General features: G+C 53.7%; 26 protein-coding genes. 4 read left to right on the top strand and 22 right to left on the bottom strand.

Features of this window, described 5'->3' with window-relative positions:
- Positions 1 to 29: 29 nt before the first annotated feature.
- The 15 genes from hypD to EK22_RS12085 all read right to left on the bottom strand — a co-directional run bounded on the left by hypD (position 30) and on the right by EK22_RS12085 (position 11,562).
- A complete protein-coding gene (gene hypD / locus EK22_RS12155; RefSeq protein ID WP_036251301.1) occupies positions 30 to 1,145 on the bottom strand; it encodes a hydrogenase formation protein HypD in 1,116 nt (371 codons plus the stop codon).
- The gene (locus EK22_RS12150) at positions 1,142 to 1,372 is read right to left on the bottom strand and encodes a HypC/HybG/HupF family hydrogenase formation chaperone (RefSeq protein WP_036251300.1); all 231 of its coding nucleotides are present in this window, start codon (positions 1,370 to 1,372) and stop codon (positions 1,142 to 1,144) included. Before EK22_RS12150 ends, hypD begins: the two co-directional genes overlap by 4 nt.
- A 103-nt stretch (positions 1,373 to 1,475) precedes the next feature.
- Entirely contained in the window at positions 1,476 to 2,276 is an 801-nt protein-coding gene (gene hypB / locus EK22_RS12145) for a hydrogenase nickel incorporation protein HypB (protein ID WP_036251299.1), read from the bottom strand.
- The gene (hypA, locus tag EK22_RS12140; protein WP_036251412.1) at positions 2,276 to 2,617 is read right to left on the bottom strand and encodes a hydrogenase maturation nickel metallochaperone HypA; all 342 of its coding nucleotides are present in this window, start codon (positions 2,615 to 2,617) and stop codon (positions 2,276 to 2,278) included. The genes hypB and hypA overlap by 1 nt, the downstream gene beginning before the upstream one ends.
- Before the next feature lie 119 nt (positions 2,618 to 2,736).
- Entirely contained in the window at positions 2,737 to 3,924 is a 1,188-nt protein-coding gene (locus tag EK22_RS12135) for a nickel-dependent hydrogenase large subunit (protein WP_036251298.1), read from the bottom strand.
- 3 nt (positions 3,925 to 3,927) lie between these two features.
- Positions 3,928 to 4,389, bottom strand: a complete 462-nt coding sequence (hybE, locus tag EK22_RS12130; RefSeq protein ID WP_036251297.1) for a [NiFe]-hydrogenase assembly chaperone HybE — start codon at positions 4,387 to 4,389, stop codon at positions 3,928 to 3,930.
- Positions 4,390 to 4,391: 2 nt separating this feature from the next.
- On the bottom strand, positions 4,392 to 4,613 hold the full coding sequence (locus EK22_RS12125; protein ID WP_036251295.1) for a rubredoxin: 222 nt from the start codon (positions 4,611 to 4,613) through the stop codon (positions 4,392 to 4,394).
- Positions 4,610 to 5,458: a hydrogenase expression/formation protein gene (locus EK22_RS12120; RefSeq protein WP_036251293.1), complete on the bottom strand. Its 849-nt coding sequence runs from the start codon at positions 5,456 to 5,458 to the stop codon at positions 4,610 to 4,612. Before EK22_RS12120 ends, EK22_RS12125 begins: the two co-directional genes overlap by 4 nt.
- A gap of 417 nt (positions 5,459 to 5,875) precedes the next feature.
- Positions 5,876 to 6,292, bottom strand: coding sequence for a thioredoxin domain-containing protein (locus tag EK22_RS12115; RefSeq protein ID WP_036251292.1), 417 nt, complete (start codon positions 6,290 to 6,292; stop codon positions 5,876 to 5,878).
- The gene (locus EK22_RS12110) at positions 6,289 to 6,585 is read right to left on the bottom strand and encodes a HypC/HybG/HupF family hydrogenase formation chaperone (RefSeq protein WP_036251291.1); all 297 of its coding nucleotides are present in this window, start codon (positions 6,583 to 6,585) and stop codon (positions 6,289 to 6,291) included. Before EK22_RS12110 ends, EK22_RS12115 begins: the two co-directional genes overlap by 4 nt.
- On the bottom strand, positions 6,585 to 7,256 hold the full coding sequence (locus EK22_RS12105; RefSeq protein WP_036251289.1) for a HyaD/HybD family hydrogenase maturation endopeptidase: 672 nt from the start codon (positions 7,254 to 7,256) through the stop codon (positions 6,585 to 6,587). The genes EK22_RS12110 and EK22_RS12105 overlap by 1 nt, the downstream gene beginning before the upstream one ends.
- A 2-nt stretch (positions 7,257 to 7,258) precedes the next feature.
- Positions 7,259 to 7,963 carry a Ni/Fe-hydrogenase, b-type cytochrome subunit gene (gene cybH / locus EK22_RS12100; RefSeq protein WP_036251286.1) on the bottom strand — a complete coding sequence of 235 codons (705 nt, stop codon included), beginning with the start codon at positions 7,961 to 7,963 and terminating at the stop codon, positions 7,259 to 7,261.
- A gap of 10 nt (positions 7,964 to 7,973) precedes the next feature.
- Positions 7,974 to 8,678, bottom strand: a complete 705-nt coding sequence (locus EK22_RS12095; protein WP_036251283.1) for a HupE/UreJ family protein — start codon at positions 8,676 to 8,678, stop codon at positions 7,974 to 7,976.
- A gap of 11 nt (positions 8,679 to 8,689) precedes the next feature.
- On the bottom strand, positions 8,690 to 10,486 hold the full coding sequence (locus EK22_RS12090) for a nickel-dependent hydrogenase large subunit (protein ID WP_036251281.1): 1,797 nt from the start codon (positions 10,484 to 10,486) through the stop codon (positions 8,690 to 8,692).
- A complete protein-coding gene (locus EK22_RS12085; RefSeq protein WP_036251279.1) occupies positions 10,483 to 11,562 on the bottom strand; it encodes a hydrogenase small subunit in 1,080 nt (359 codons plus the stop codon). The genes EK22_RS12090 and EK22_RS12085 overlap by 4 nt, the downstream gene beginning before the upstream one ends.
- 761 nt (positions 11,563 to 12,323) lie before the next feature.
- On the opposite strand from EK22_RS12085, the gene tnpA reads away from it, so the two are divergent.
- Positions 12,324 to 12,782, top strand: a complete 459-nt coding sequence (gene tnpA, locus EK22_RS12080; RefSeq protein WP_036251276.1) for an IS200/IS605 family transposase — start codon at positions 12,324 to 12,326, stop codon at positions 12,780 to 12,782.
- A 535-nt stretch (positions 12,783 to 13,317) separates the two neighbouring features.
- Here the strand turns inward: tnpA and EK22_RS12075 are convergent.
- Together EK22_RS12075 and EK22_RS12070 are read right to left on the bottom strand one after the other, a co-directional pair.
- Entirely contained in the window at positions 13,318 to 13,884 is a 567-nt protein-coding gene (locus EK22_RS12075; protein ID WP_020157429.1) for a lipid-binding SYLF domain-containing protein, read from the bottom strand.
- Positions 13,885 to 14,677: 793 nt separating this feature from the next.
- Entirely contained in the window at positions 14,678 to 15,862 is a 1,185-nt protein-coding gene (locus EK22_RS12070) for a hypothetical protein (RefSeq protein ID WP_051961876.1), read from the bottom strand.
- A 428-nt stretch (positions 15,863 to 16,290) separates the two neighbouring features.
- Here EK22_RS12070 and EK22_RS12065 point away from each other — a divergent pair, with 428 nt between their 5' ends.
- Entirely contained in the window at positions 16,291 to 16,836 is a 546-nt protein-coding gene (locus tag EK22_RS12065) for a hypothetical protein (protein ID WP_081917872.1), read from the top strand.
- Positions 16,837 to 16,948: 112 nt separating this feature from the next.
- Positions 16,949 to 18,328, top strand: a complete 1,380-nt coding sequence (locus EK22_RS12060) for a L,D-transpeptidase family protein (RefSeq protein ID WP_036251273.1) — start codon at positions 16,949 to 16,951, stop codon at positions 18,326 to 18,328.
- Positions 18,329 to 18,532: 204 nt separating this feature from the next.
- Here the strand turns inward: EK22_RS12060 and waaF are convergent, their stop codons facing one another.
- The 4 genes from waaF to EK22_RS12040 form a co-directional block, all read right to left on the bottom strand.
- Positions 18,533 to 19,531 (bottom strand): lipopolysaccharide heptosyltransferase II, encoded by a 999-nt coding sequence (gene waaF, locus EK22_RS12055; protein ID WP_081917871.1) that lies wholly within the window; start codon positions 19,529 to 19,531, stop codon positions 18,533 to 18,535.
- An 8-nt stretch (positions 19,532 to 19,539) separates the two neighbouring features.
- Positions 19,540 to 20,529, bottom strand: a complete 990-nt coding sequence (locus EK22_RS12050) for a hypothetical protein (RefSeq protein ID WP_036251267.1) — start codon at positions 20,527 to 20,529, stop codon at positions 19,540 to 19,542.
- A gap of 422 nt (positions 20,530 to 20,951) precedes the next feature.
- Positions 20,952 to 22,553 carry a V-type ATP synthase subunit A gene (locus tag EK22_RS12045; protein ID WP_081917879.1) on the bottom strand — a complete coding sequence of 534 codons (1,602 nt, stop codon included), beginning with the start codon at positions 22,551 to 22,553 and terminating at the stop codon, positions 20,952 to 20,954.
- Positions 22,505 to 23,443: a V-type ATPase 116kDa subunit family protein gene (locus EK22_RS12040; protein ID WP_152565094.1), complete on the bottom strand. Its 939-nt coding sequence runs from the start codon at positions 23,441 to 23,443 to the stop codon at positions 22,505 to 22,507. The genes EK22_RS12045 and EK22_RS12040 overlap by 49 nt, the downstream gene beginning before the upstream one ends.
- A gap of 79 nt (positions 23,444 to 23,522) precedes the next feature.
- Here EK22_RS12040 and EK22_RS12035 point away from each other — a divergent pair, with 79 nt between their 5' ends.
- Positions 23,523 to 23,828: a transposase gene (locus EK22_RS12035; protein WP_200882598.1), complete on the top strand. Its 306-nt coding sequence runs from the start codon at positions 23,523 to 23,525 to the stop codon at positions 23,826 to 23,828.
- Between the two features lie 40 nt (positions 23,829 to 23,868).
- Here EK22_RS12035 and EK22_RS12030 read toward each other — a convergent pair.
- Positions 23,869 to 24,141: transposase (locus EK22_RS12030; RefSeq protein ID WP_036251264.1), on the bottom strand; the 273-nt coding region annotated here is incomplete at its 5' end.

Raw genomic sequence — 24,141 nt, 5'->3', positions numbered from 1 at the left:
GGTAGCGGCAAATGTCGGGTTACGCTGCGCTAACCCGACCTACGACTCAACCGTCCATACGACCAGTATGCCGCGCAAGCTCCCTCCGACGACACCATACAAGACCCCATAGGATTTTCCGGCGTGCAGACCGTGCCCAGCAACTTGCAGTCCTGCGGCTTTTTCGCGCCGCGCAGGATGGTCGGGCATTCGCAGCCTTTGACGTCGGATGCCTGAATGGCAGGCAGGCTGAAACGCTGTTCGGCGTCGAAGTCGGCGTAGTCGGGTTTCAGCTTCAACGCGCTGTCAGGAATCAGGCCCAGGCCGCGCCATTCGAATTGCGGCCGCAACTCGAACACTTCCCGCATCAGCGCTTGCGCCTTCACATTGCCTTGCCGGGTGACGGCGCGGCTGTATTCGTTTTCGACCTCGTGCCGGCCTTCGTTCAGCTGTCGGATCAGCATCAGTGCCGACTGCATCACGTCCAAGGGTTCGAAGCCGGCGATAACGATGGGTTTGGCATGGTGCTCGGCGAACGGCTCATAGGCCTGGCTGCCGATGATCGTGCTGACGTGGGAAGGTCCGAGAAAGGCATCGATAGAAACCGGCTGCGGCGCGTCCAGTATCGCCAGCATTGCGGCGGGCGTCAGCACATGGTTGCAGAACACCGAAAAATTGGCCAGCCGTTCGGCCTGCGCCTGTTTGATGGCGACGGCGGTCGGCGGCGTGGTGGTTTCGAAGCCGATGGCGAAGAACACCACGGGGCGATCCGGATTGTCGCGGGCGATTTTCAGGACGTCCTGTGTGGAATAAACCATGCGGATGTCGCAGCCGCCGGCCTTGGCCTTCAGCAGGCTGTTGCGGCCGGTGGCCGGCACGCGCATCAGGTCGGCATAGGTGCAGAGTATTACCTCATGCCGTTCGGCCAGCTGGATCGCGTTGTCGATGCGCCCGGTCGGCAAGACGCAGACCGGACAGCCGGGGCCGTGGATGAATTCGACATTGGCCGGCATCAGGTCCTGCACGCCGTAGCGGAAAATGGCATGGGTATGGCCGCCGCAGAACTCCATCAGCCGGTAACGGCGGTCGGGATCGACGGTTTGCGCGATGGCCCGGGCTAATTGGCGGGCGAGGTCCTGTTGCCTGAATTCGCTGATGTATTTCATGGCTTTGACGTGAATCCGGCTTCGGCGAACAAGGCCAGCGTTTTCAGGGCTTCGTCCTCGTCGATTTTGTTCAGCGCATAACCGACATGCACCAGTACGTAGTCGCCGACCTCGACATCATCGACGAGGGCCAGCGACACTTCGACCTTGACGTTGTCGACCGAGGCGGTCGCCATCCCCGAATCGGGATCGATGGCGATGATTTGAGCGGGCAGAGCCAGGCACATAACTTTCGATTTCCTCAGACGTAGGGTACGCATTGCGTACCGGCTTCAAATTGCTCGATCAAAATCCAGAAGGTACGCGCTGCGTTCCCTACGGTAGCGATCATTAAGCATAGGCGATGCGCTGCAGTTCCAGTTCGGCCTTCAGCCAGCGCAGCCAGTTGTCCATGCCTTCGCCGGTTCTGGCCGACAGCGACAGGACCTTGATGCGCGGATTGACCTGTTTCGCGTAACTGATGCATTGTTCGCTGTCGAAGTCCAGATACGGCAGCAGGTCGGTCTTGTTCAAAATCATCAGGTCGGCGGCATGGAACATGTCGGGGTATTTGATCGGCTTGTCCTCGCCTTCGGTGACAGACAGGATCACCACCTTGTGCGCCTCGCCCAGATCGAACGACGAAGGGCAGACCAGATTGCCGACGTTTTCGATGAACAACAGGCTATGGCTGTCCGGCTGCAGGCTTTCCAGCGCATGCCCGACGCGGTGCGCGTCGAGATGGCAGCCTTTGCCGGTATTGATCTGCACCGCCTGCACGCCGGTGGCGCGGATGCGTTCGGCGTCGCGGGCGGTTTGCTGGTCGCCTTCGATCACCGCGATGCCGGTGTCGTCTTTCAGCCGGGCGATGGTTTCGGTCAGCAGCGTGGTCTTGCCGGAGCCGGGGCTGGAGACCAGATTCAGCACCAGCATGCCGCGTTCATTGAAATAGCGGCGGTTTTCCGCGGCGTAACGATTGTTCTTGGCCAGAATATCCTGTTCGATCCGCACCATGCGCGCCGGGCTCAAATCCGGGGCGTGAGCGTGCGCCGCGCCGTGTTCGTGGTCATGGTCGTGATGATGGTGATCATGGGAATGATCATGATCGTGCGAGTGGGAATGGCCCTCGCCGCAGCCGCATACGCCGCACATTATTCTACCTCCAGTTCTTTGATTCGCATTTGATCGCCGCCGTTGATCTGCAATTGATGACTGCCGCAGCGCGGGCATTGATCGTATAACTGCCGCACGGCCACGTTGCGCCCGCACGGCAGGCACCAGGCCTGGCCCGGCACTTCGATGATTTCAAGGCGGGCCTGGTCGGCCAGCGAGCCTTGTACGACAACATCGAAACTGAAACGCAGCGCCTCGATCTCGACGCCGGCCAGGGCGCCGATTTCCAGCCAGACCGTTTTGACTTTGCGGTATTGCTGGGCTTCCGCCTGTTGTTCCAGTATCTGCAAAACGCTTTCGCATAACGACATTTCATGCATGGCAATCCCTGCCATGCACCCTTCGGGTAAATGCAAATCCGCTCCCGGCGGATTTGTCATGCATGGGAATCCCTGCCATGTACCCTTCGGGTAAGTGCAAATCCGTTCTCGGTAGTTTGTCATGCATAATTTTTTGTCTCGCTATCGCTGTCCGTCAGCGTTAAATTGTATCGTACGCATGGGTCCACGGCGTTGATCAATAGTTCCGCCTGCCGCCGCAGCGCGTTCGGATCTTCGGCTTCCAAGCGCTTCAAGCCTTGGGCGACGGCGCCTTCGGGATGGAAATTCCATTCCGTGGGCGCGACAATCCGGTAATCATACACCCGCCCATGCCGCAGTTCCAGACGATGAATCAACAGGCCGCGCGCGGCCTGAACCTGGGCCAGGCCGATGCCGCCGATACCCGGAGTGAATATCTGTTTAACTTTTTGCCCGTCAAACCGGCTTAACCGCCTCGTTATCGCTGCCACTTCCAGTAAACAGACCAGAAAACGCACCATCAGACTGTTGCCGTAACGGTTTTGCAATCCGGCGATGAGGGGATGCGACCGTTGCCGCGCCAATGGCGTCGATTCAAAGCAGCGGCCCAGCCAGCACGGCGTCCGGCAGAACGCAGTCAAATCCTCATTCCGCATCTGCCGGTTTAAAGCCTCCGCCTCAAGCTCGGGCAGGCAGGCGATGTCGTTTTGTCCGATTGCCGTCCAGTTCCGGTTATACAAATCGCTCAGCAGGCTGGCCGGCAGCGCATCGTTTTGGCGCAGCCAGTCGAGCAGCTGCGTTTCGCCGGTTATCATCCGAAAACCGGCAAGCCGACCTTTAAAAATTGCGGCGTCGATCAGCGCTTCCAATTCGGCCGTCAGCCGCGTAAACGGCATGGCATCGATGTCGAGCCGGCTGTCGAGCCTGTAGGCCTCGCCACCTTGGAACAGATGCCGCTTGAAAAGCGCATCGAATTTCAGCAGCGCCGCCACGTCTTTTTTATCCGGTTCCAGGCCGACCAGGCCCGGCCAGTCCAGCAAAATCCGCCAGGCGTGCTCGCGCAGGGTTTCCTGTTGCACCAACAGATCGCGGGCTGCATCGGCTTCGGGTTCGGCCGCCATGCCCAATGCGGCGCGGCAGGCCAGCAGCGCGGCGTAGGCTTGGGCATTGCCGCACAGTGTAAACAGCAGCGGCACGCTGGACAGGACTTGTTCCGGTGTTTTGCCGAGCAATGCCCGCGCCGCTTCGGGCCGGGCGGAGACGACGCGCGCTTCCATCGCGCGTCCGGCGCGGTGATGCAGTTCGATATGGACAGCGCCGGTCGGCATCGCTCAACGGCTTCCGAAAGCGCCGCGCAGCAGGTCCCGCCGGCTGACGGCGCGCGCCGCCGGGACGGTTAGCAAGCCTTGCAACGCGGCTTGCGCCGCAGCCAGAGCGGCTGACTGATTCTCGAACTGAAACATCGGCGAGAACAGCGAACACAGCGCATAAGTCCCTAATTGCGCTTCGCGGGCCAGCGTAAATTCGAATGTGCCATACGGGAAAGACTGCTGAAATTTGCCGCCGGGCGGCTGTTCACGCCACTGGCTGTCCGGTCCCGGCAACAACAGCAGGTTCATGAACCAGGGTGTAATCAGCACGCCCGGCCAGTCTCCGTTAAAAGGATTGAAACCGATGGCCTGCACCGAAAGCGCGGGGTTGATAATCGGCACACCGCGCATGCGTGTTTCCAGAACGCCGTTGAATACTGTCTCCAGCGCACAGCTGATTTGTTCGACATTCCGCCACTGCATGTTCAGTCGTCCAGCACCAGAAAATCCTGTTTGGGCGCGCCGCACTGCGGGCAGCTCCAGTGTTCGGGTAAGTGCGAAAAAGCCGTGCCGGGCGGTATTTGCCAGATCTCGTCGCCCTCTGCCGGATCATAGACATGCCAGCAGATTTTGCATTCCAGCCGGGTCTCCTGCGGCAATCCGGAAGCATCGCCGCCAAAGGCGCCGGCAAAAAAGGCTGTGCTCATGAATACACCTTCAGTATTTCCTGCAGGCGCTCATGGCTGTCTGCTATGTCTTCCGGCGAGGCGCAGGCCACGCTGGGCACATCGCTGACTTCCAGGGTGTTGAGAATCAGGGTGTCCTGGGAATTGAAATACCGTACCCACCAGACGAAACGGGTGCCGGTCGCGGTGATCCGGCAGTTGCCGTAGCCTCGGGACAGTATCGTTACCGGGCCCCGGCCCAGCCGCTGCTCCAGGAACGCCAGATCCTGTTCGGTCTGCGGCAGCAGGCTCAAGTTGATGATATGCGCCTCGCCGCCTGGCCGGTATTCGGCGATCTTGGCATTGAGTTCGGCCAGCAGCGGTGGCGCATTCATCACGCCTTCCGGCAGTGCCGTCCAATGCGTGTCGATTTGGCCGGCCGCGCCGTTGAAAGCCGATTGAACTGCGTGCTGCGGAATAATGCCGACTTCCACCGTATCGGCGACGATCTGTTGTCGGCCGTCGAGCTGTTGCAGGCGCCAGACGCCGGCCAGCACCGATTCCTGAATGCGGATGTCCTGCCTGCCGGAACAGATCAGGCTGACTTCGCCTTCGCCTAGCAGTTCGTTGATGAATTGCCGGTTGGGCTGATTCAGCCTGGTCAGGTCAATAGCTTCGGAAACCGAAGGAAATGCAGCCAGATTCTGTTCCAGTTGCCGCAAGGCGGTTTTGGCCTGCGCCAGATCCGCCGCGTTTAATTCCGCCGAAACCTGCGGCATGCGGTAGGTCGCCATTTCCTGCGGCATTTGCAGGTAGTCCAGTTCGACGCCGTCTTCTTCCGGAGGCTGGCTGCCCTGGCCGAAAATTGGGAGGGAGATTGAGTTCATAGTTTCAGGTTTATTGATTTCGCTGGCTGGTTATTAATGTAGGGTACGCATCGCGTACGAGGCTGTGAAAGTATTCGTTTTTTAAAATTTCCAACACAATATACTGTGTATTCAATATTTTTATATAACAACATATAGACATTGAAGAGAAAAATTCTGAATTCTTTCACAGTCTGGTACCAGACTGTGAAAGAATTAGTGAAAAGCGTCATAAAAAGCCTTATTCACCACGAAGATCACGAAGGACACGAAGAAAAAATAAAATTAATCAATAACTTAAAACTTCGTGTGCTTCGTGTCCTTCGTGGTTAAATCTTTTAAATTGAATACTTTCACAGTCTCGTACCTTTGTTTAGATTTTGAATGCCTGGAACGTTTGGGAAAGGTACGCGGTGCGTACCCTACGGGTTCCAAAATTCAACGTGCTCCACAGACTTTATCCAGATCGAAAACGGGCGGCTCGCCGGGCGCGGCGACCAGAATCCGCGCGGTTTCCTGCCTGTATTCCTGCCAGTCCTTAATGCCGGTGATGGCGCCTAAATACTCGCCGTTACGCAAAAACACCAGCGACGGCCAGCCGGTAAAGCGGAATCTTGCCTGTAACTCCCGCTCTATGGACCGGTCGATGACCGCAGCCTGCAGCCGGCCGCTGAATGCCTTGACCAATTCCGGCAGAATCACCGCGACGTCATGGCTTTCCGGAAACTGAACGGGATCGTTACAAAAAAACAGCACGCTCGTTTCGGCGCCGTAAACGAAATGATCGTAACTGTCCGCATCCAGCAAAGGATAGCCGTGGCGGGTTTGCAATTGGGTAATCAGCGGCGATGTCATGGTTTTAAAAACTCCGGTAATTGGGGTTCCCGATCGACCAAGTCGGCAAATAAATGGTCTATCCGGCTCTCGCCCTGCATCGCCAGATGCACGGCTTCCAGCGCATCGGCGATTTGCCGGGCTTTCTGTTCGCTGAGCACTTCACGCGCGGTGTCGAGAAAAACCAGCAGCCAGGTGCCGGCCGGCTGCGGGCCGACCAGCATCATGTCGATCAGGCTTTCCCGGCCATTATGAACGCACAGCGCCGATTCGCCGCGCGGCTCGATGATCTGCATGGGGATGCCGATACACATCAGTATTTGCCCCGGTAATCGACATCGACTTGCAATGTGTTTTCGTCCGCGGGTTGCGGCGGGCGCACCTCAAATGCATCGGACAGCAGGATACGTTCGTCGCCGATGCGGCAGGCCTGGTCTGCCGGGGGGCGTTCCTGTTCATAGCGATGCATGTCCAGCACCGGGTCGGCCAGCTCGCCATCCGTGCAGGTCGTTTCGGCCGTAATGCCGAAAGCCTTCAGAAAATCAAGCGCCATGTCGATCGCCGGTTGAATCTGCGCCTTGACCGACGGCCGCAGGCTGCCGCCGTAGTCGTCCAGTTCCTCCGGCTGCACGCCGATCAGCAGCAGGTGCCGGGGATAATCGCCCAGCATTTGCGCCATCGCCAGCACTTCCTGAAATCCGGTTTGATGCAGGCTCATCTTTTTGGCGCCGAGAAAATGCGGCACGTCATCGTTTTCGACCCGCTTCAGCGTGCCGGGCGGCAGGCCGTAATCGACGGCATCGAATACGATCAATACATCGGCGGCCCGCACATGTTCGACCAGATAAACGCCCTGGGTTCCGCCGTCCATGACCTTGACCCGGTCGGGGAAGCGGTAGTTTTTTTGCAGATGTTCGATCACGCGAACGCCGAAGCCTTCGTCGGCCCACAGCACGTTGCCTATGCCTAGCAGTAAAATGTTCATGGTCAATGGATGTCGTCCAGCGGTTTGTCGTCCTTGAAGGTGCGCCAGCCGGTCGCCATCGTCGACAGAATGCTCTGGCGGGACAGTCTGTCCTCGCGCACGGCGACGTAAACGTGGATCAGCACGAAGCACACGATCAGCCACATGACCAGATGGTGCCAGCTGTGCAGGCTTTGGCTGTCGCCGAACACCGGCAGCACCCAACTGCTGAACAGCGCGTATTGCCAGCTGCCTTGCCCCGTGCCTTCGCCGTACAGCGCAAAGCCGGTGATTATCATGAACAGCGTGCCCCAGACGAAGGCGAAATGCATGGCCAGCAACGCCAATGGATTGTGGCCGGTGTATTTGCGCGGTTCCTTGACGAGCAGGGCATACCACAGGATTTCATGGCCGACGCCTTGCCAGAATTTTCGCGACAACAACGGCGGCAGGAAGATTTGCCGGGCATGTTCGTTGCCGGCATAGGCCCAGTACAACCGGAACAGCAGGCCGATCGCCAGCAGGTAGCCGGCGGCGAAATGCACGAACCGGATAGTGCCCATCAGGAAGTGATCGGACGCCTCGCCGCTCACTGACGCGGGCGGCGAGGCGATCAGGTAGCCGGTGACGGTCAGGGCGACGATACCTAAGGCGTTCAGGCCGTGCCATAGCCGTACCGGTTTTTCGTAGACATAAACGGCTTGAGTGGAAGATGCAGGTTGAGTCATGGCGGATTCCTTACGCGAGCAACAGCCAGGCACCGATCAGGCCGGTCAGGGTGCCATAGACGCGTATCAAGCCTGCCGCATTGATGCGCTTGAAGAGCAAGCCCAAAGCTAATCCGGAAAAATGCAAAACCGCCGTGCCCGAGACAATTCCGGCGATATAAGCATAGGCCGAAGCGGCTGCCGGCATTTCGCTGCCGTGCGCCAGTCCGTGCATGGCGGCAAAGATTGCAATCGACGTTAAGATGATTGCCTGACTAAATCTTCCTGGTTTCTGCGAGCCATGTTTTATCGTTCCCACGCTCCGGCGTGGGAATGCCGTGACAGACGCTCCAGCGTCCCGCACCCGCAACGCTGGAGCGTTGCAGACTGAATTTCCACGCCGGAGCGTGGGAACTATTGGAAAACTCAGCGCTATGCCAACCGGCAATAGCGAGACCAAAATAGCCGTTTCGACATAAGCGAAACCAATCCCGCTTAAACCCAGTAGCGCCCCTATCACCATGAATAATAAAAACAATCCTATCGCTTGCTTGCAGAGCAAACGGCGTTGGCTGCTCGCCCACAACCCCAGGCCCAGCATGACCAGAAAATGGTCCAGGCCCAGAAACGGGTGCTGGAAACCATCGCTGAAACCGTCGGTCGGCAGCAGGCCGGTATGCGCCGATGCGGCTTGGGAAAACGCGATAAGACCGGCGGTCAATATAATTCTTTTCATAATCAGGCTCCTCAGCGAACTTTGACGTGGGTTAATTCGGTGCCTTCCGGGCTGATGATATGCGTGGAGCAAGCCAGGCAGGGATCGAAACTGTGCAGGGTGCGCAGGATTTCCACCGGTTCCTCGGGACGCTCGACCCTGGTGTTCATCAAGGCCGCCTCGAAAGCGCCGATGTTGCCTTGTTCATCGCGCGGCGAACCGTTCCAGGTGGTCGGCACCACGCATTGGTAATTGGCGATTTTGGTGTTCTCGATTTTCAGCCAATGGCCCAAGGCGCCGCGCGGCGCTTCGGTAAAGCCGACGCCCTTGACGCTGTCCGGCCAGGTTTCCGGGTCCCAGCGCTCGACATTGGCCGTGGCCAGATCGCCGGCCTTGATGTTGGCGATCATCTTGTCCATGAAATAGCGCATCTTGCCGGCCGCCCATTGCGCCTCCAGGCCGCGGGCCGCGGTTCTGCCCAGGGTCGAGAACAGGGCCGTGACCGGCACGTCCAGGGTTTTCAGGACGAAATCGATCTGCTCGGTGATTTCCTTGTTGCCTTGCGCATAGCCGATCACATAGCGCGCCAGCGGTCCGACTTCCATCGCATGGCCGCGCCAGCGCGGGGCCTTGATCCAGGAGTACTTGGCGGACTCGTCCAGTTCCTCGATGTGGGTGCGGTTGCCCTTGGTTTTCGGCCCTATGCGGTAATTGGGTTCGGTGACGCCGTCCCACGGATGCAGGCCCAGCGACTCGTCCGGGTATTTGTACCAGGAATGCGGCACGAATTCCTTGATCTGCTCGGGATCGGTCAAATCCACTTCATGGACTTTGGACAGGTCGCCGTTGATGATCGCGCCGCGCGGCATCAGCAGGTTGGCCGCCGAGTAGTCGTTGGCGTTGTCGGGGATGTCGCCGTAGGACAGCAGGCTTTGACCGGAAATGCCGCCGCCGTACAGCCAGCCTTTGTAGAACTGGGCGATGGCCAGCAAATCGGGGATGTAGACCTGATCGATAAAATCGATGGTGCGGTCGATAAGCGACGAGACCAGATTCAGCCGCTCCATGTTGATCGCGCCGTTGGCGCCGACGCCGTCGATATTGATCGCGCAAGGCACGCCGCCGACCAGCCAGTTCGGATGCGGGTCCTTGCCGCCGAAGATGGTGCGGATTTTCATGATGTCTTTTTGAAAATCCAGCGCTTCCAGATAATGGGTCACGGCCATCAGGTCAGCTTCCGGCGGCAATAGATAAGCCGGATTGGTCCAGTAGCCGTTCTTGAACGGGCCCAACTGGCCGGATTCGACGAACTTCAGCAGACGATTCTGCGTGTCGCGGAAATAGCCGGGCGAGGATTTGGGATTGTGCGGCGAAATCGATTGCTGCAGCGCCGAAGTCGCGGCCGGATCGGCTTTCAGGGCGTTGACCGGATTGACCCAGTCCAGCGCATGCAGATGATAAAAATGCACCAGATGGTCCTGCACCTGCAGGCTGAGCTGCATCAGGTTGCGGATCGAATTGGCGTTTTCAGGAATTTTGATCTTCAGCGCATCTTCCACCGCGCGCACCGAGGTCAGGGCATGGGTGCCGGTGCAGACGCCGCAGATGCGCTGCACGAAGGCCCAGGCGTCGCGCGGGTCGCGGCCTTTCAGGATCACTTCCAGGCCGCGCCACATGGTGCCGCTGGAGACGGCGTTGCGGATGATGTTGTCGTCGTCGATATTGACTTCGCAGCGCATGTGTCCTTCGATGCGCGTGACCGGATCGACCACGACGCGGCGGCCGGCATCGTTCAGATGGAAGCCGTTGGGGGTGTTTCTGACTGTCATTGTTGTTCAGCTCCTGATTGTCTGGCCCGTTTCAATGCCGTAAGGCCCGCATGCGCGGCAATGCCGGCGCCGACCACGGCCGCCGCGGTGCCGCCGACGGCATCGGCGTTGGCCTCGATGCCGAATTGGTTGATGTCGGTGAGGCGCTCGTAGAAACTGCCTTTATCCCAGAAACCGTCTTCGGAACAGCCGATGCAGCCGTGGCCGGCCTGGATCGGAAATGACGTGCCTTCGTTCCAGCGCACCGTCGAGCAGGCGTTATAGGTGGTCGGCCCCTTGCAGCCCATTTTGTACAGGCAATGGCCCTGGCGGGCGGCTTCGTCGTCCCAGTGTTCGACGAACTGGCCGGCGTCGAAATGCGGCCTTCTGTAACATTTGTCGTGAATGCGCTGGCTGTAGAACATCTGCGGCCGGCCTTGCTTGTCCAGCGTCGGCAGCTTGTCGAAAGTCAGCAAGTACGCCACCACGGCGGTCATGACTTCGGCAATCGGCGGGCAGCCGGGGACTTTGATAATCGGCTTGTCGGCCAGACCCGGCACTTTGTGCACCGGCGTCGCCCGGGTCGGGTTGGGTTTGGCGGCCTGCACGCAACCCCACGATGCGCAGGAGCCCCAGGAGATGATGGCCTTGCAGCTTTCGGCGGCATATTTCAGCTGCTCGACGAACGGCTTGCCGCCGATGATGCAGTACATGCCGTCCTCGGCTAGCGGCGGATTGCCTTCCACGGCCAGGATGTAGTTGCCTTTGTATTTTTCCACGATCTCGTCGACGATGGCTTCGGCGTTATGGCCGGCCGCCGCCATGATGGTGTCGTCGTAATCCAGCGACAGCATCGACAGGATCACGTCCTTGGCCAAGGGATGGCCGGAACGGATAAAGGATTCCGAACAACAGGTACATTCCAGGCCATGCAGCCACAGCACCGGAATGCGCGGCTTGGTCTCCATCGCATGCGCGATTTTGGGAGCGAAAGCGGGAGAAAGCCCTAACGAAGCAGCGGTCAGGCTGCAGAACTTGAGAAAACTGCGGCGCGTGATGCCTTGCCTGCGCATGACATCGTAAAAGGTTTCATTCATTCAGGAACTCCTGGCGTTGTTATCCGGCTACTCGATGAACGCACGGCCGGCGGCGGTTCGTGGACGTTCTTCAGTGCCTGTTTTTATCCAGCGCGGTGACCGGCATGACTCCCCCGCCGACACTGCTCCGCAATGCTATTGCAACATTCATACCGGATTGACGGGTTAGAAAAACCTTTTTATCAATGCGGAAAATAACGCCGGCAAGGTGGCGATAAAACCACAAATTAATGTCGGTTATACGACAAATGCGACAAAAATATCGGGGGATTGCAGGAAAGATGACATAAACAGGAGCTTATTACGTACGTTCAGACTTGAGCGCTTGGCTGTTTAGAGCAATCAGTCGTTACTTGAAAGCAACGACTGTTGTGAACATTGAGTTTTGTTATTGACAAGCCTGCCTGAAAAATACCGTAGGGTACGAGAGTGTGAATGTATTATCCCTGCCAGGTTAAAAAAATGATTTACCACAGACGACCGCATGGACAGGAAATGATCCCGTCATTTCTCTGCATAATCCCCATCCATGGGGATTATGCGGGAGGTAGGTCGAAAACTGCTCCTGCTCACGCTAAGTACCTACATCCCTGTAGGCAACGCAGGAGCAGTTGCCGAGAGCACAGAGGACACGGAAAAATAATACTAATTAATCATTAGGTAAACCCCCGGCTATGCCGGGGAGACTCTCATAGGTTTTACCGATACGGCAGTTTTTCTTACCTTTAAATTTCGACCAAGAAATTTGAAGGAAAAGAACTATGAAAGACTATAAAAGTCTGTCGCATACGCGATGGGATTGTAAATACCACGTTGTATTCATTCCGAAGAAAAGGAAGAAAGTCATCTATGGCAGTTTAAGAAAATATTTGGGTGATATTCTGCATGAGCTGGCGAAGCAAAAAGGCATTGAAATTTTAGAAGGGCATTTGATGAGAGACCCTGTTCATATGTGCTTAAGTATTCCGCCTAAAATAGCTGTATCGAGCGCAGTCGGCTATTTGAAAGGGAAGAGCGCAATTGCCGTTGCCAGGAAATTTAAGGGACGACAGAGAAATTTCAATGGCGAACACTTTTGGGCACGGGGGTATTTCGTTTCAACGGTGGGTTTGGATGAAGTCGTTGTTAGAGAATATATCCGGCATCAAGAAAGCCAGGATGAATATTTTGAGCAATCAATGGATGTGAGTGGCGGCTTGGCCGCAATAAGAGCCCTTTGAGGGCGGGCATAACCCAATAAACCTCCGGCTATGCCGGAGGTAACTTAATTTCATCGTAAAGGTGCTCGTCAGTGCGTATCGCTTTATCGCTGGTTTTGGGCCGGCTGTATTTGCTGATCCAGGTATGCAGCGTATTGACATTGATACCGAGATCCTTGGCAGTCTGGACAATCGACTAGTCCGACTCGTCCGCCAGTTTAACGGCTGACGCTCTGAATTCCGCACTATAGATTTTTTGTTTTTCTTGATTCATTTTGGGCACACGTTCTCTGTTTACTTAATTTTAAATTGTGTGTCCGGTTTAGTGTAGCCATATCAAAGCGGGATGCCTATCCGATCACGCACGAAACAGAAGTCTATCTTCCGGCACGGACTCGACTTTCTCCGCAGTATTTCTCCATGCGATTTGCCGACTTTCTTTAGGCTTTGAGATTTTTGCCTTGTACTTAGATGAGCAATATTTTGGCTTAGCGGTTTTTGTACCGCTGGACTTCAAACCCTTTTAGTGAGAAGCCATGTATAGCTAAATGGGTTCTTATTCAACCTCAAGTTTCTTGAAGGATGCCCCTTCTATCGATAAATCTCCCATCAGGCCCTTCTCACCGAAGACGAATGAAACAACAGGACTTTGAAGATTGGTGGTATCCAGTGAACCGCCAGCTCCTACTTTACCCACCACTACGGAAATATCGGCACCGATCTCAAAGTCACGTTTGCCGGTCCGGAAAAGGTCAAGAGTCGCTTGGTCGTTGAAAACCAGAATCAGTGAATACCACTGTATACCGGCTAGGAAACCGAACTTCCCGGCACGGTTGGTGTAATATCCAACTGGCTTTCCCCCGATCTGCATCACGCATTTTCCGCCCTCAACGCCTATAATGAAGCCGCCCTTGGTAATCTCTGGGCAGACAAGAATACCCTTAGCGTTATTAAACAACGTCTCTGCTCCCTGGGTCTCACTCTGGAACCGCGCTACGGCCGCTGATGCATCCGTTTCCAGTTTTTTTGCATCCGCGGCCGTAAAAGCTGCCAGTGCCTGTCCTGTCAACAGCATGCTCGCTGCCAGTATCGTGCCTTTTATAAGTTTCATATTGTTTTTCATATCGTTTCTCCGTTGTGCAAAAAATGTCATAAATATTATCGATTCGATAGTCCGTTGCTTTAGTTTCCAGTATTTCGTTAATAAATTTATTTTTTGATGAGGAAGGATTATGTGTATTGGGACTATTTTGTTTTTTTCTCTTGGGTGGTCATGACTTTGTCCTTCTTACATTTGAATTGTTAAGCAAGCATGAACTAAATTTCGTTAATTTAGCAATTGGTATGACTACTGAGCTTGTACCCTAGTACTCAGTCAGTCTTGTTCTGACGAGTAAAATTTGCAGAGTATTCATAGCGTGCGAATAGTGCGAATACCCTGAAGGGCATAAATAAATTCGCACCTACAATTTACCCGCCATAATTAAATTGACTGACTACTAGGATGCGATGAGGGACGAACCGGATCATTTGAATTCGACAACAGTGATACGAGGGACGTAGAGCATAAACAGTAGGCTGAGATTGGAGTTTTACTACCGAACGCCTGCTTCATACCTGATAGCAGACACAAGAGAATGAGAATCCGAACTTCCGCATTGGGTCTACTTGAGCCATTCAACGTCTTGTGCAGTTAAAACTAATTTTGTAAGTTGTCAGAACAAGTTCAGAGTTTTACAAATTATCAGTTCAAAACTTCTGTTTCCCAGTGTGGATGGGCGCAAACTATTGATAGCTTGGCATTCACAGGAAGCAGTTCAGCGCTATCCTAAATCGATAGAGCCTATTCTGCTCATAGCGCAAATACCAGAACGGGGCAAGGTTGCCTAAACAAAAGGCCGTAGGGCTAAAGGTTATTAGAAGAGAGCGGTGGCAATCTTTATCAGTATGTCCTTGATCGGGATTTGGATAGAGAATAGGGCGGCAATGGGAATCAGAGCCGGGACCACTATGGCAATCAATGAGGACTTATCGATCGGCACCAGGCGCATCTTTCTGACTGCTTCGTAAAGTGCCAGGGTATCAGCCACCGGCCCGAGTTCCTCTGCTTGTAGAAGTGGATCGTCTACTTCCGTTTGACCCAGGATCCAGCGCCGGCGCACTAAACGCCCGTGTTCGCCGACCAAGGCGCCATACTCCAGCAATGCACGGCGTTTGGCGGCGGCGAGAGGGATGACGAATGTCAGAAGCGGCGCCAGACAAATCCCGACGAGGACAATCAGAAAAACTGTGAGCATTAGCTTTAAGGATTGAACGTCGACTCCGTGGTACAGCACGTTATGAGCCAGACGTGAAGCCAGTACCGCTGATACGGCAAAGGCGAACAGACTGAACGCTTTTGGCAATCGATTAAGGAAGCCCAAACCACCGGCTCCATCCGGATGGGTGGGCACAATCGCGAGATCGAGCCGGGCAATGCGCTTCAGCAGGATGAACATTAGGATCAGGCGCCAAAGCCAAGCCGCCAGGAGGGCGATGAAGATAGGACGGCTCACATACATGAACCACCAGCCCCCGAACCCGAGACGGCCTGTGCCGTCGATTGAGGCCCAGTTGACTTCATGGCCCAGATCAGACCCGGCGGTCACTGACGCCAAGATCGTCCAGGCAACAATAAGCGCGGTAATCAACACCCAAGGCAGGGTCCGATCACGCAGGCGGGTAATGCCCTTGATGATGTTTACGAAATCCTGCCGCTGAGCCGACTGTACCAGGCCCGAGGTCAGGAAATAGGGAGTGAGAGTCGTACTCTGCTGATGCAGCATTCCCTCGCCCAGAATAAACAGCGGTACGGCGAGCAAAAAGCGGACATGTACACCGAAGTGCCTCAGTAGAGGCTCGTCTACGGTACCGGGCAGTATCCGGCTCGTAAACATGGCCCAAACGACGATGGGCAACCAGGCGAGCAAAGCAAAAAATACTGCCCGGCGCATTGTGCCCAATCCCTGTTCGGGAATCAGCCCCACGCGGCGTTGGAGCCGAAACGGCAGGTCATCCCGGACCAGGGAGAGTGCCAGTGATTCGTCGTCGGTTTGTTTCATGGTTTGGCTCCTTGCTGAGCAAAACTGCAAGTGGTGCCTTGGAGGGCAATTGACTGTGAGAGCAGGGTCATACTTTAGCAGCAAGCCGCTAGTACTCGGTCAGCCTTGTTCTGACGAGTAAAATTTGCGGAGTATCCATAGCCTGCGAATAGTGCGAATGAATTCGCACCTACAGTTTATCCGTCATAATTAAATTGACTGAGTACTAGGCGCAAATTTAGGCCCACTGGCCAAAACAATCCGAGCCAGAACGAAACAACTTGAAACCATGCTTATATGATGTCAGAACCTATGGTTTCCTGTTTTTACAAAATCCTGTCTGCTTTCTCGAACTCGGGTTAATTTACGTGGTCAACTTCGCTGTGATTTATTGGCAAATATTCAACGCTGAATAAACATATCCTCAATTCATTATTAAGGAGTAGCCAATGAAATATAAACATCTGGCCTTTATTTGCGCTATTGCCGCCGTTAATCTTCCTGCGATAAATACTACACAAGCAGAAACAGCTACACCCGTCGAAGCTCATGACAAAGCTGTGGAAGAAGCAGCCGCAACTGCAGCAACGGCTGATGAAGGAAAGACACTGGATATGTTCCGTTTCAGTCTGCGTATGGAGAAATTGGACTTCGTCAAGAAAGCGATGAAACTGCCCCCAGAACAAGAAGAAAAGTTTCTGGATCAATACGATCGTTATGACACTGAATTGAAACAGTTAAATGACGAGCGTCTTGCAGTCATCAGTGATTATGCGGCTAAGATTGACAACATTAAGGGTGCTGAAGCAGACAAACTGGTCAAACGTATGTTTGATTTCCGCAAAAAGCGCACGGCACTACTTGAAAAATATTATGGCAAAATCGCAAAAGCAACATCAAAAACCATTGCTGCACGTTTTCTGCAAATAGAAAACATTTTGCAAGCTACTAGCGACGTGAAAATTGGTTCTACACTTCCTTTGATGCCTGAATAACGAATAACCTGCGTGGGGCGTTACAGAATGCGGTGTTATTACTTCTGTATTGCTCCACGCTAACTTCATCCTGAAAAGCTACCGCGTAGTGTGCTTAGACGAAGTGAATCCATTGAAAAAAACATCGGTCGGCCTGTCACATACGGGAATAGCTTTGCCTTTCGTGCTGCTGGCCGTCGGTTTTCTCGGCGGTTGCCAGATTGAGCCTGCTTATATAGACTTTTCACCGCCTATCATAGCCTCCCTGCTGGATGTGGTAGACGAGCGCCAGCCGAAACTTTCCGGCCGTCAGCCGAAACTTGCCGGCATCGCCACCCGCAAATTCGCTATCGACAAAGACCACAGCATCGTTGGCAGTCTTGCCATGATCAGTGCGCGCGATGGAGATACCTTGCCCGATATCGCCCGGCATTTCGGCCTGGGCTATAACGAGATCGCCATCGCCAACCCCGCTATACCCCCTTGGACGCCTAAAGCAGGCGCACGCGTGCTGCTGCCGTTGCAGTTCATCCTGCCCGATGTGCCGCGCAAAGGCATCGTGCTCAATTTGGCGAACATGCGGATGTTTTATTATCCCCCGAAACAGCCGGACACCGTGTTTACCTACCCGGTCGGCATTGGCCGCCAAAACTGGAATACGCCATTAGGGCAAACCACTATCGTCGCAAAAACAGCCAACCCGACATGGATGGTTCCGGAGTCCATTCGCCGCGAACACGCGGCAAAAGGCGATCCGCTGCCCGAAGCAGTGCCCCCTGGCCCCGACAATCCCCTAGGCAAATATGCGCTACTGCTAGGCTTTAAACGCTACCTGATCCATGGCACCAACAAGCCCTATGGCGTCGGTCTGCAAGTCAGCCACGGTTGTGTGCGCCTTTACCCCGAAGACATTGAAGTGCTGTTCAAAAAAAGACCGGTCGGGATGCCGGTGCGCATCATACACCAGCCTTATATGACGGCATGGGACGGGGACAGGCTTTACCTGGAAGCCCATGAGCCGCTGGAAAAATGGGCCAAGCAAAAGCCTAAGCTGAAAAAGAAATTGATCAATGATCTGAAGCAAATCGGCACTAAGCAAAACGTAGCTATCGATTGGGAAAAAGTCGACCGCATCCTGCAACGCGCCGACGGCATCCCCACCCCGATCCTGATGGCCAGTCCGGGCTTACCGGAACTGGTCGCGAGTGCGTCTGAATTGGAGCATCCTGAGCATTTCTACGGGGCGCCAGTGGTTTCAGCATTGACCGACAGCGACTGGGCGATTTTAGTCGCCGACTTAGACAAAGAGGTGCAGGCGCAACAACTGGTGGCGATGCTCAATCATCAAGGTCCGCCAATCCCGGCGCGAAAAGTTGAAACAGACGGCTCTTATCAAGTGATCGCCGGCCCCTTCAAAAACCAAAAAGAAGCTGAATCGGTTGTACGTCGCATCAAAATGGATTTTGAGCTGGATATCAAACTGTTATCGCCTGAGATAGTGGCCGCGCCATAGCCCTCGCGTCAGCCAGGAAAAAATGATCAAAACGACGCGCAAAACCGGCACCGACACTATTTAAAGATAAAGAATACACATACTACTAGTAGAGAGACGATCAAACAGACCGATTGTCCGCTTGGTTTTGATCTTGAACGAAAAGAATAAAATATAACTGGTCTCCGGTTTTGGCCCAGGCTAATGCAGGCATCGATGCAAAACTCAAGAATCTGTTAATTCTGAAATAACGGAACCGGGGTTAATGTCGGTTAGACAGGACGTATGCCCTAAAGGGCAGATCCTTTTGAAACAAGGGGAACATTCAAGAGCGGAATAAAATATTCTGGCTTTGTCATTAAGTGGCGGCGTAAAGTTGGGATCTGAAGATCCGTAGATTGCAAGCACTTTTTTATTTAAGGCGCTGGCAACATGCATCAAACCGGAATCGTTACTGACGGCCACCTCAACCAGCGACAATAAATCAACGGCTTCGCCCAGACTTGTCTTGCCGGCAAAATCCAGACAAGCGCCGTCCGTCAATTGATTGATCTGATCAGTCACAGCCTGATCTTTGCCGGAACCCAAAAGCCAGACTTGCCAGCCATAATCTATTAGTTGACGTGCAACTTCAGCATAATGACTGATTGGCCAGCGTTTTGCCTCTCCATACTCCGCGCCCGGACATAAGGCGGCAATTTTACGGTCTTTCGACAAGTGATATTTTTGAATGACCTGATTCTGACGTTCCGGATCAACTTTAAAAACAGGCTTAGGAAAATCCTCCGCATCAGCTTTCGACATAGTCGCCAAGGCGACAAAACGCTGAACGGTCTTAGTCAGTTTGGTTTTATCCAGCAGACGTGCGTCATTGAGCAATCCCCAGCGACATTCTCCAACATAGCCTGTTCGCTGGGGAATGCGAGCAAAAAATGGCGTCAACGCCGACTTCCAGGTATTTGGCAATACTATTGCTTGATCATAATAATGATCGCGTAGATTCAGCCCGGATTTGATGCGGGTCAGCAATCCCAACTTACCGCGTTTGACTGTCATTTCAATGCCCAATGACACTTCGGGCATATATTCCAGTAAAGGGATCGTTGCCAAAGGAGCGATCACATCAATTCGGCAGTCCGGGTACTGTCGTTTGAGGGTGATGAATAAACTCTGCGCCATCACCATGTCGCCTACCCAGGAGGGTGCGATAACTAAAACGCGCATTTTTTATATCAGGTAGCGAAATTAAAATGATCGTCGACCCACTCGATTTGAAACACTCGATTCGGCATTCGTGTATTGTAGACCTTCTCTCGGCCTTTCTTGTCGCGCTCGCGCAAATTAAAGGTATTGCAATCGGCGATAAGATGGGTTCCAAAAGGCGTTTCAATCGCATCCTGCACCCATTTAACAGGAAAAAAGCGGCTCGTGCCGGGAATGCGGCGCGTCAAGTTGAAGTTTTCATCATATAAAAGTACTTCCCCTCTGCGCGAATTGGATAACATATATCCACCTGAATGAGGCCGGATGTGATGCGCTCCGTTTAAGTTACTAATGACAACTTCATGCTCCAGGGTTTTTTTATCAATGCGGATCACTTTGCCTTGATAGAACAGTATGGTCAGTATTTTGCTTTCATCATAGGGGTCGACGATGGCGGAATTTAAATGAGTTGTTTGCAGACGACCGGGATAATTCTTGAAGCGATGGTCCATTTGCTTGTCGATAAGGCGCTTTCCGCCGCCATAGGCTGTGTCATAGCTATGTTCGGTGGCCCACCAGGACCAGACCAATTGGCCTGTTAAATCAAATTCCAGCAGGGCATCAACACCACTTGCCGTGATCAATAACCCCCGCTCGGTTCTGCGCAACGAACGTACCTGGGTCATATAAGGGCTACGAATTTCCAAATCGATCTCGCCTTTGTCATTGAGCCTGGCGATATGCTCGTCTCCCGGTACGCCGTCTTCGCTACAAGGTAAACCTGTTATGAAATATAAACCTTCCCCCGAGACATACTGCATCCCAAACGGCTTCACAGGCGATATTTCACCCAGATATTTTATGCCGCCTAATTCGCCAGTATGTTCGAATAACTCCAGTTTTCCGCCGGGTAAACCTCTGAAAACATCATTGGATCGGTCTTTGCCTCTGATGATGCGGTTTAATCTAAACTTGACATAATCCCAGTTGGTTTGGGGATAAGAAACGACAAATCTCATAACACTTTTTTCGCTTAATTATTTTTCATGACAGACGTGATCGAATCTGAAGTTTTACAAACACTTCGGTCACATCCAATTTGAGCCTTACTTTCAATGTTCTTGTTCAGCGTTGCTATCACTCAGACCCTAGCATCTGAAATCAGCGTCAAGAGTTCAATCGTTGGATAAAGGATCAGTGATTTATAGAGAGACAGTAAGATTTAGACCTCTATTGCTCGCCGCGTATGCTACTACAGTATGAGGATAAGGTGATAATCTAAAATCAATTGCTTCCATTGTTTTGAACATATCGTTCCACTACATCCTAATCCAGTAGACAAAAGTCACAGTAGCCGCAATGCCGTCCATCTGGCTTAATTGAGAATATCTCCAGCTATTTGGACAGAATACGGTTCTATAGAACAGAGAATTGCACTAATTTAAGGCATGAGGTGGAACGATTGATATTGCCCGGCAAGCTGCTCGATTTCCGTCATGTATCGTTCATAATCCGGTGAATCCGCACGGCTGTAATTCCAGTTTTTATAAAGCCCGGTAATTCGGGTAAAAAAATCGCGCGCGGCCTCTTTGTCCTGAAATTTAAATTCAGTCGTCAACAGCTTTTTCAATAAGCGGAAACTGGCCAATTGCCGCTCGCGCGGCATGTTGGCATCCACTTCGTCAAAGGCGTCTTGCTGCAGATAGGCCATGTCTAAAAGCACCGATTTTTGCCACTCGATGAAATCTTCCAGGGAAATGCCTTCTTCGCCGGTAACCTGCATGATTTGATAAATGCCATCGCCGCGCTCCAGTAAGGCCATCATGTCCTTAACGTCGTCAACCCATTGCGCATCGAGTTCTTTCTTGAACCACGGCGCCAACTGATCCAGATACCGCGACCACGACAGCAATGGATCGATGGCCGGATAAAAGCGTTTATAGGTGCGGTCGGCGGACAGACCGAGAAAAGTTTTGACGGTGCCCAAAGTGGATTGTGTCACGGGTTCCTCGAAATTGCCGCCCGCCGGAGAAACCGTACCGATCAATGTCAGCATGCCGGTGGTACCATCGGTGCAACGGATAACGCCGGCGCGCTCATAAAGATTTTTAATGGCAGAATCGAGATAGGCCGGAAACGCTTCCTCGCCCGGAATTTTCTCCATCCTGCCTGATGTCTCACGTATTGCTTGCGCCCAGCGCGAGGTCGAGTCGGCAATGAGCAGGACGTGATAGCCCATTTGCCGGAAGTATTCCCCGAGGGTGATGCCGGTATAGATGGAGGCCTCGCGCGCCGTGACCGGCATCGAAGACGTGTTGCAGATAATGATCGTCCGGTCCATCAACGTTCCGCCGGTACGGGGATCAGCCGTTTCTGGATATTCGTGAATGGTTTCGACGACCTCGCCGGCACGTTCGCCGCAAGCGACGATAATCACGATGTCGACGCTGGAGTAACGCGCGATCAGACTTTGCAGGACCGTTTTACCGGCGCCGAATGGCCCCGGAATACAACCGGTGCCGCCTTGGGCGATGGGAAAAAAAGTATCGATGATACGGGTTGCCGTAGTCAGCGGTATGGCCGGAAACTGCCGTTCGACATAGCGCTTGCGTAGCAGGTTTTCCGGAATCGGCCGCCGGATTGGCCAGCGTTGGGCCAGGGTTAATTCCCGCTCCTTTCCGGCAGACGTTTGATAGCGTGCGACAACCTCATCGATGCTGAAACTGTCTCCACGGATCCAGGTTACCTTGACTGGCCCCGCCTCATTGAAAGGAATCATGATCTTATGCTTGAAAGGGCCTTCCGGTACCGATCCCAGGACCCCGCCGGGAGGCAATGTCCCCCCAATTTCTATTTCCGGCGTGAACTGCCACTTTTTATCGGTGTCCAGCGGCGAAACAGAAACGCCGCGCGGCAGAAAAAAGCCATATTTTTTCGCCAGCACATGCAAAGGGTTGAACAAGCCGTCGAAAACTTGCCCAAGCAGGCCGGGTCCTAAGGTGGCCGAAAGCGTCTTCCTGCCCGCGAAGCACCCATCTTGCACCAAAAGAAGAGCAGCAGAGTGCCCAGCAGCAGCGCATAGCCGGTATCGGCCAGAATCATCGCGAAAAACAGTGCAAAAGAGATGAATACGACTGGAGAAGGGGCCCAGGTACGGTAACCCGGTGTCATGTAGAAATTGACCAGATTCTCGCCGGCCGAAAGCCAGGATGGATTCTCCATACAAGTCGGCGGGTTGTCGTCAGGCTCTGCTTCCCGGGTATCAATATGCACCCGATGGCGGCGCGCATAATCGGCAAGTTGCGGGAGGCGATTCTGCGGCACCCAGCCGCGTAACCCGAACATTTCGTGGCGCGTGTAAGTCTGATTCAGCGCGGCTGTCAATGCGGCCTGATCTTCCAGTGTGGCGATATTGTCCTTGATCAGTGTATACCAGCGGGTCAAATAGGCGCGTTCCGCTTGCACATCCTCGATAGCCAGTTCCACGTCTTCAAGGAGAGCCTCCAGGACATGCCGGGGCTGGTAGCCTATATGCGTGCGATTGACGGGCATGCCTTCAGGCTCGTTTTCGGAAATGACCACGACATAACTATTACGGTTATCCTTTTTGACGATCTCATAGGGCAGCCCCAGTTCCGCCACTTTGGGCATATCGCGGTGCGGCACTACATAGAACCAGAAGCGGAGATTGCCCATTTCATGCAGCGGCGAAAAAACGAAATCGCCCCACGGACGCATGTCCTGAATGCGCTTGATCAGAAAATCGCGTTCATCGGTGAACTCCAGCAACCGCCGCCGGACATCGAGCGTCTTGCGTTCGACTTCTAAGGCATCGAAACGGCTGATGTCCCGGCTTTGCCGTCTTCGATGCGGATATTCGCGTAAGAACTGCAAGGTAAGCTGGAACTGCACGAGTTCGAGTGCACCTGACATGGGACGCAGACAGTGATAGCCAACTTTGCCAGCTCAATACTCATAAATCGGCCTCACTGGTGGAATGCGTGGCCGGATTGTGTGGCGTAAAACAGCACTGGGTGAGAAAGGCAAGTCCGGTATTCTGCTCAATATGGGCTCTCGCGCAGAGTTCTTGCAAGACACCGGGCAGCGTATCCGTTTTGTGTATACTCCAAAACATTGCTCATGGCTCAACCAGGTCGAAATCTGGTTCGGGATCCTGAGCCGCCGGTTTCTCAAACGAGGTAGCTTTGCTTCAACTGAAATTTTGAATCAGCGTATCCTGGCTTTTATTGAATTCTTCAACGAGACCTTGGCAAAGCCGTTTCTCTGGACTTACATTGGCAAGCCTTTGCTCGTATAGGTTATCGGATATATTTCGGAAGCTGGGTACTAGTACTTAGTCATTGTTGTATTGTCGGATAAAGTTTTTTCAATTTTACCCGAGCATCTTGATTGGTAAATTGCCATTCCATGGGTTTTGAAATCGAATTTCGTTTGTCTTGCCAGGCAGCGACTTCGTTTTTCAAGACCTCTTGATTCGGAATGCGCCGATCCAAACATTGTCTTGATAAGATGCTCAACTCGATTTCCGCCATATTAAGCCAACTGCCGTGCTTGGGCGTGTAATGGATTTCCAGTTTATCCAAAATTCGCCGCGCCTCTTGTGGTTCAAA

The organism is Methylobacter sp. BBA5.1, assembly GCF_000746145.1.
Taxonomy (GTDB): Bacteria; Pseudomonadota; Gammaproteobacteria; order Methylococcales; family Methylomonadaceae; genus Methylobacter; species Methylobacter marinus.
Note: the sequence above shows the minus strand (reverse complement) of the source record. Positions and strands in the feature narration are given on the sequence as shown.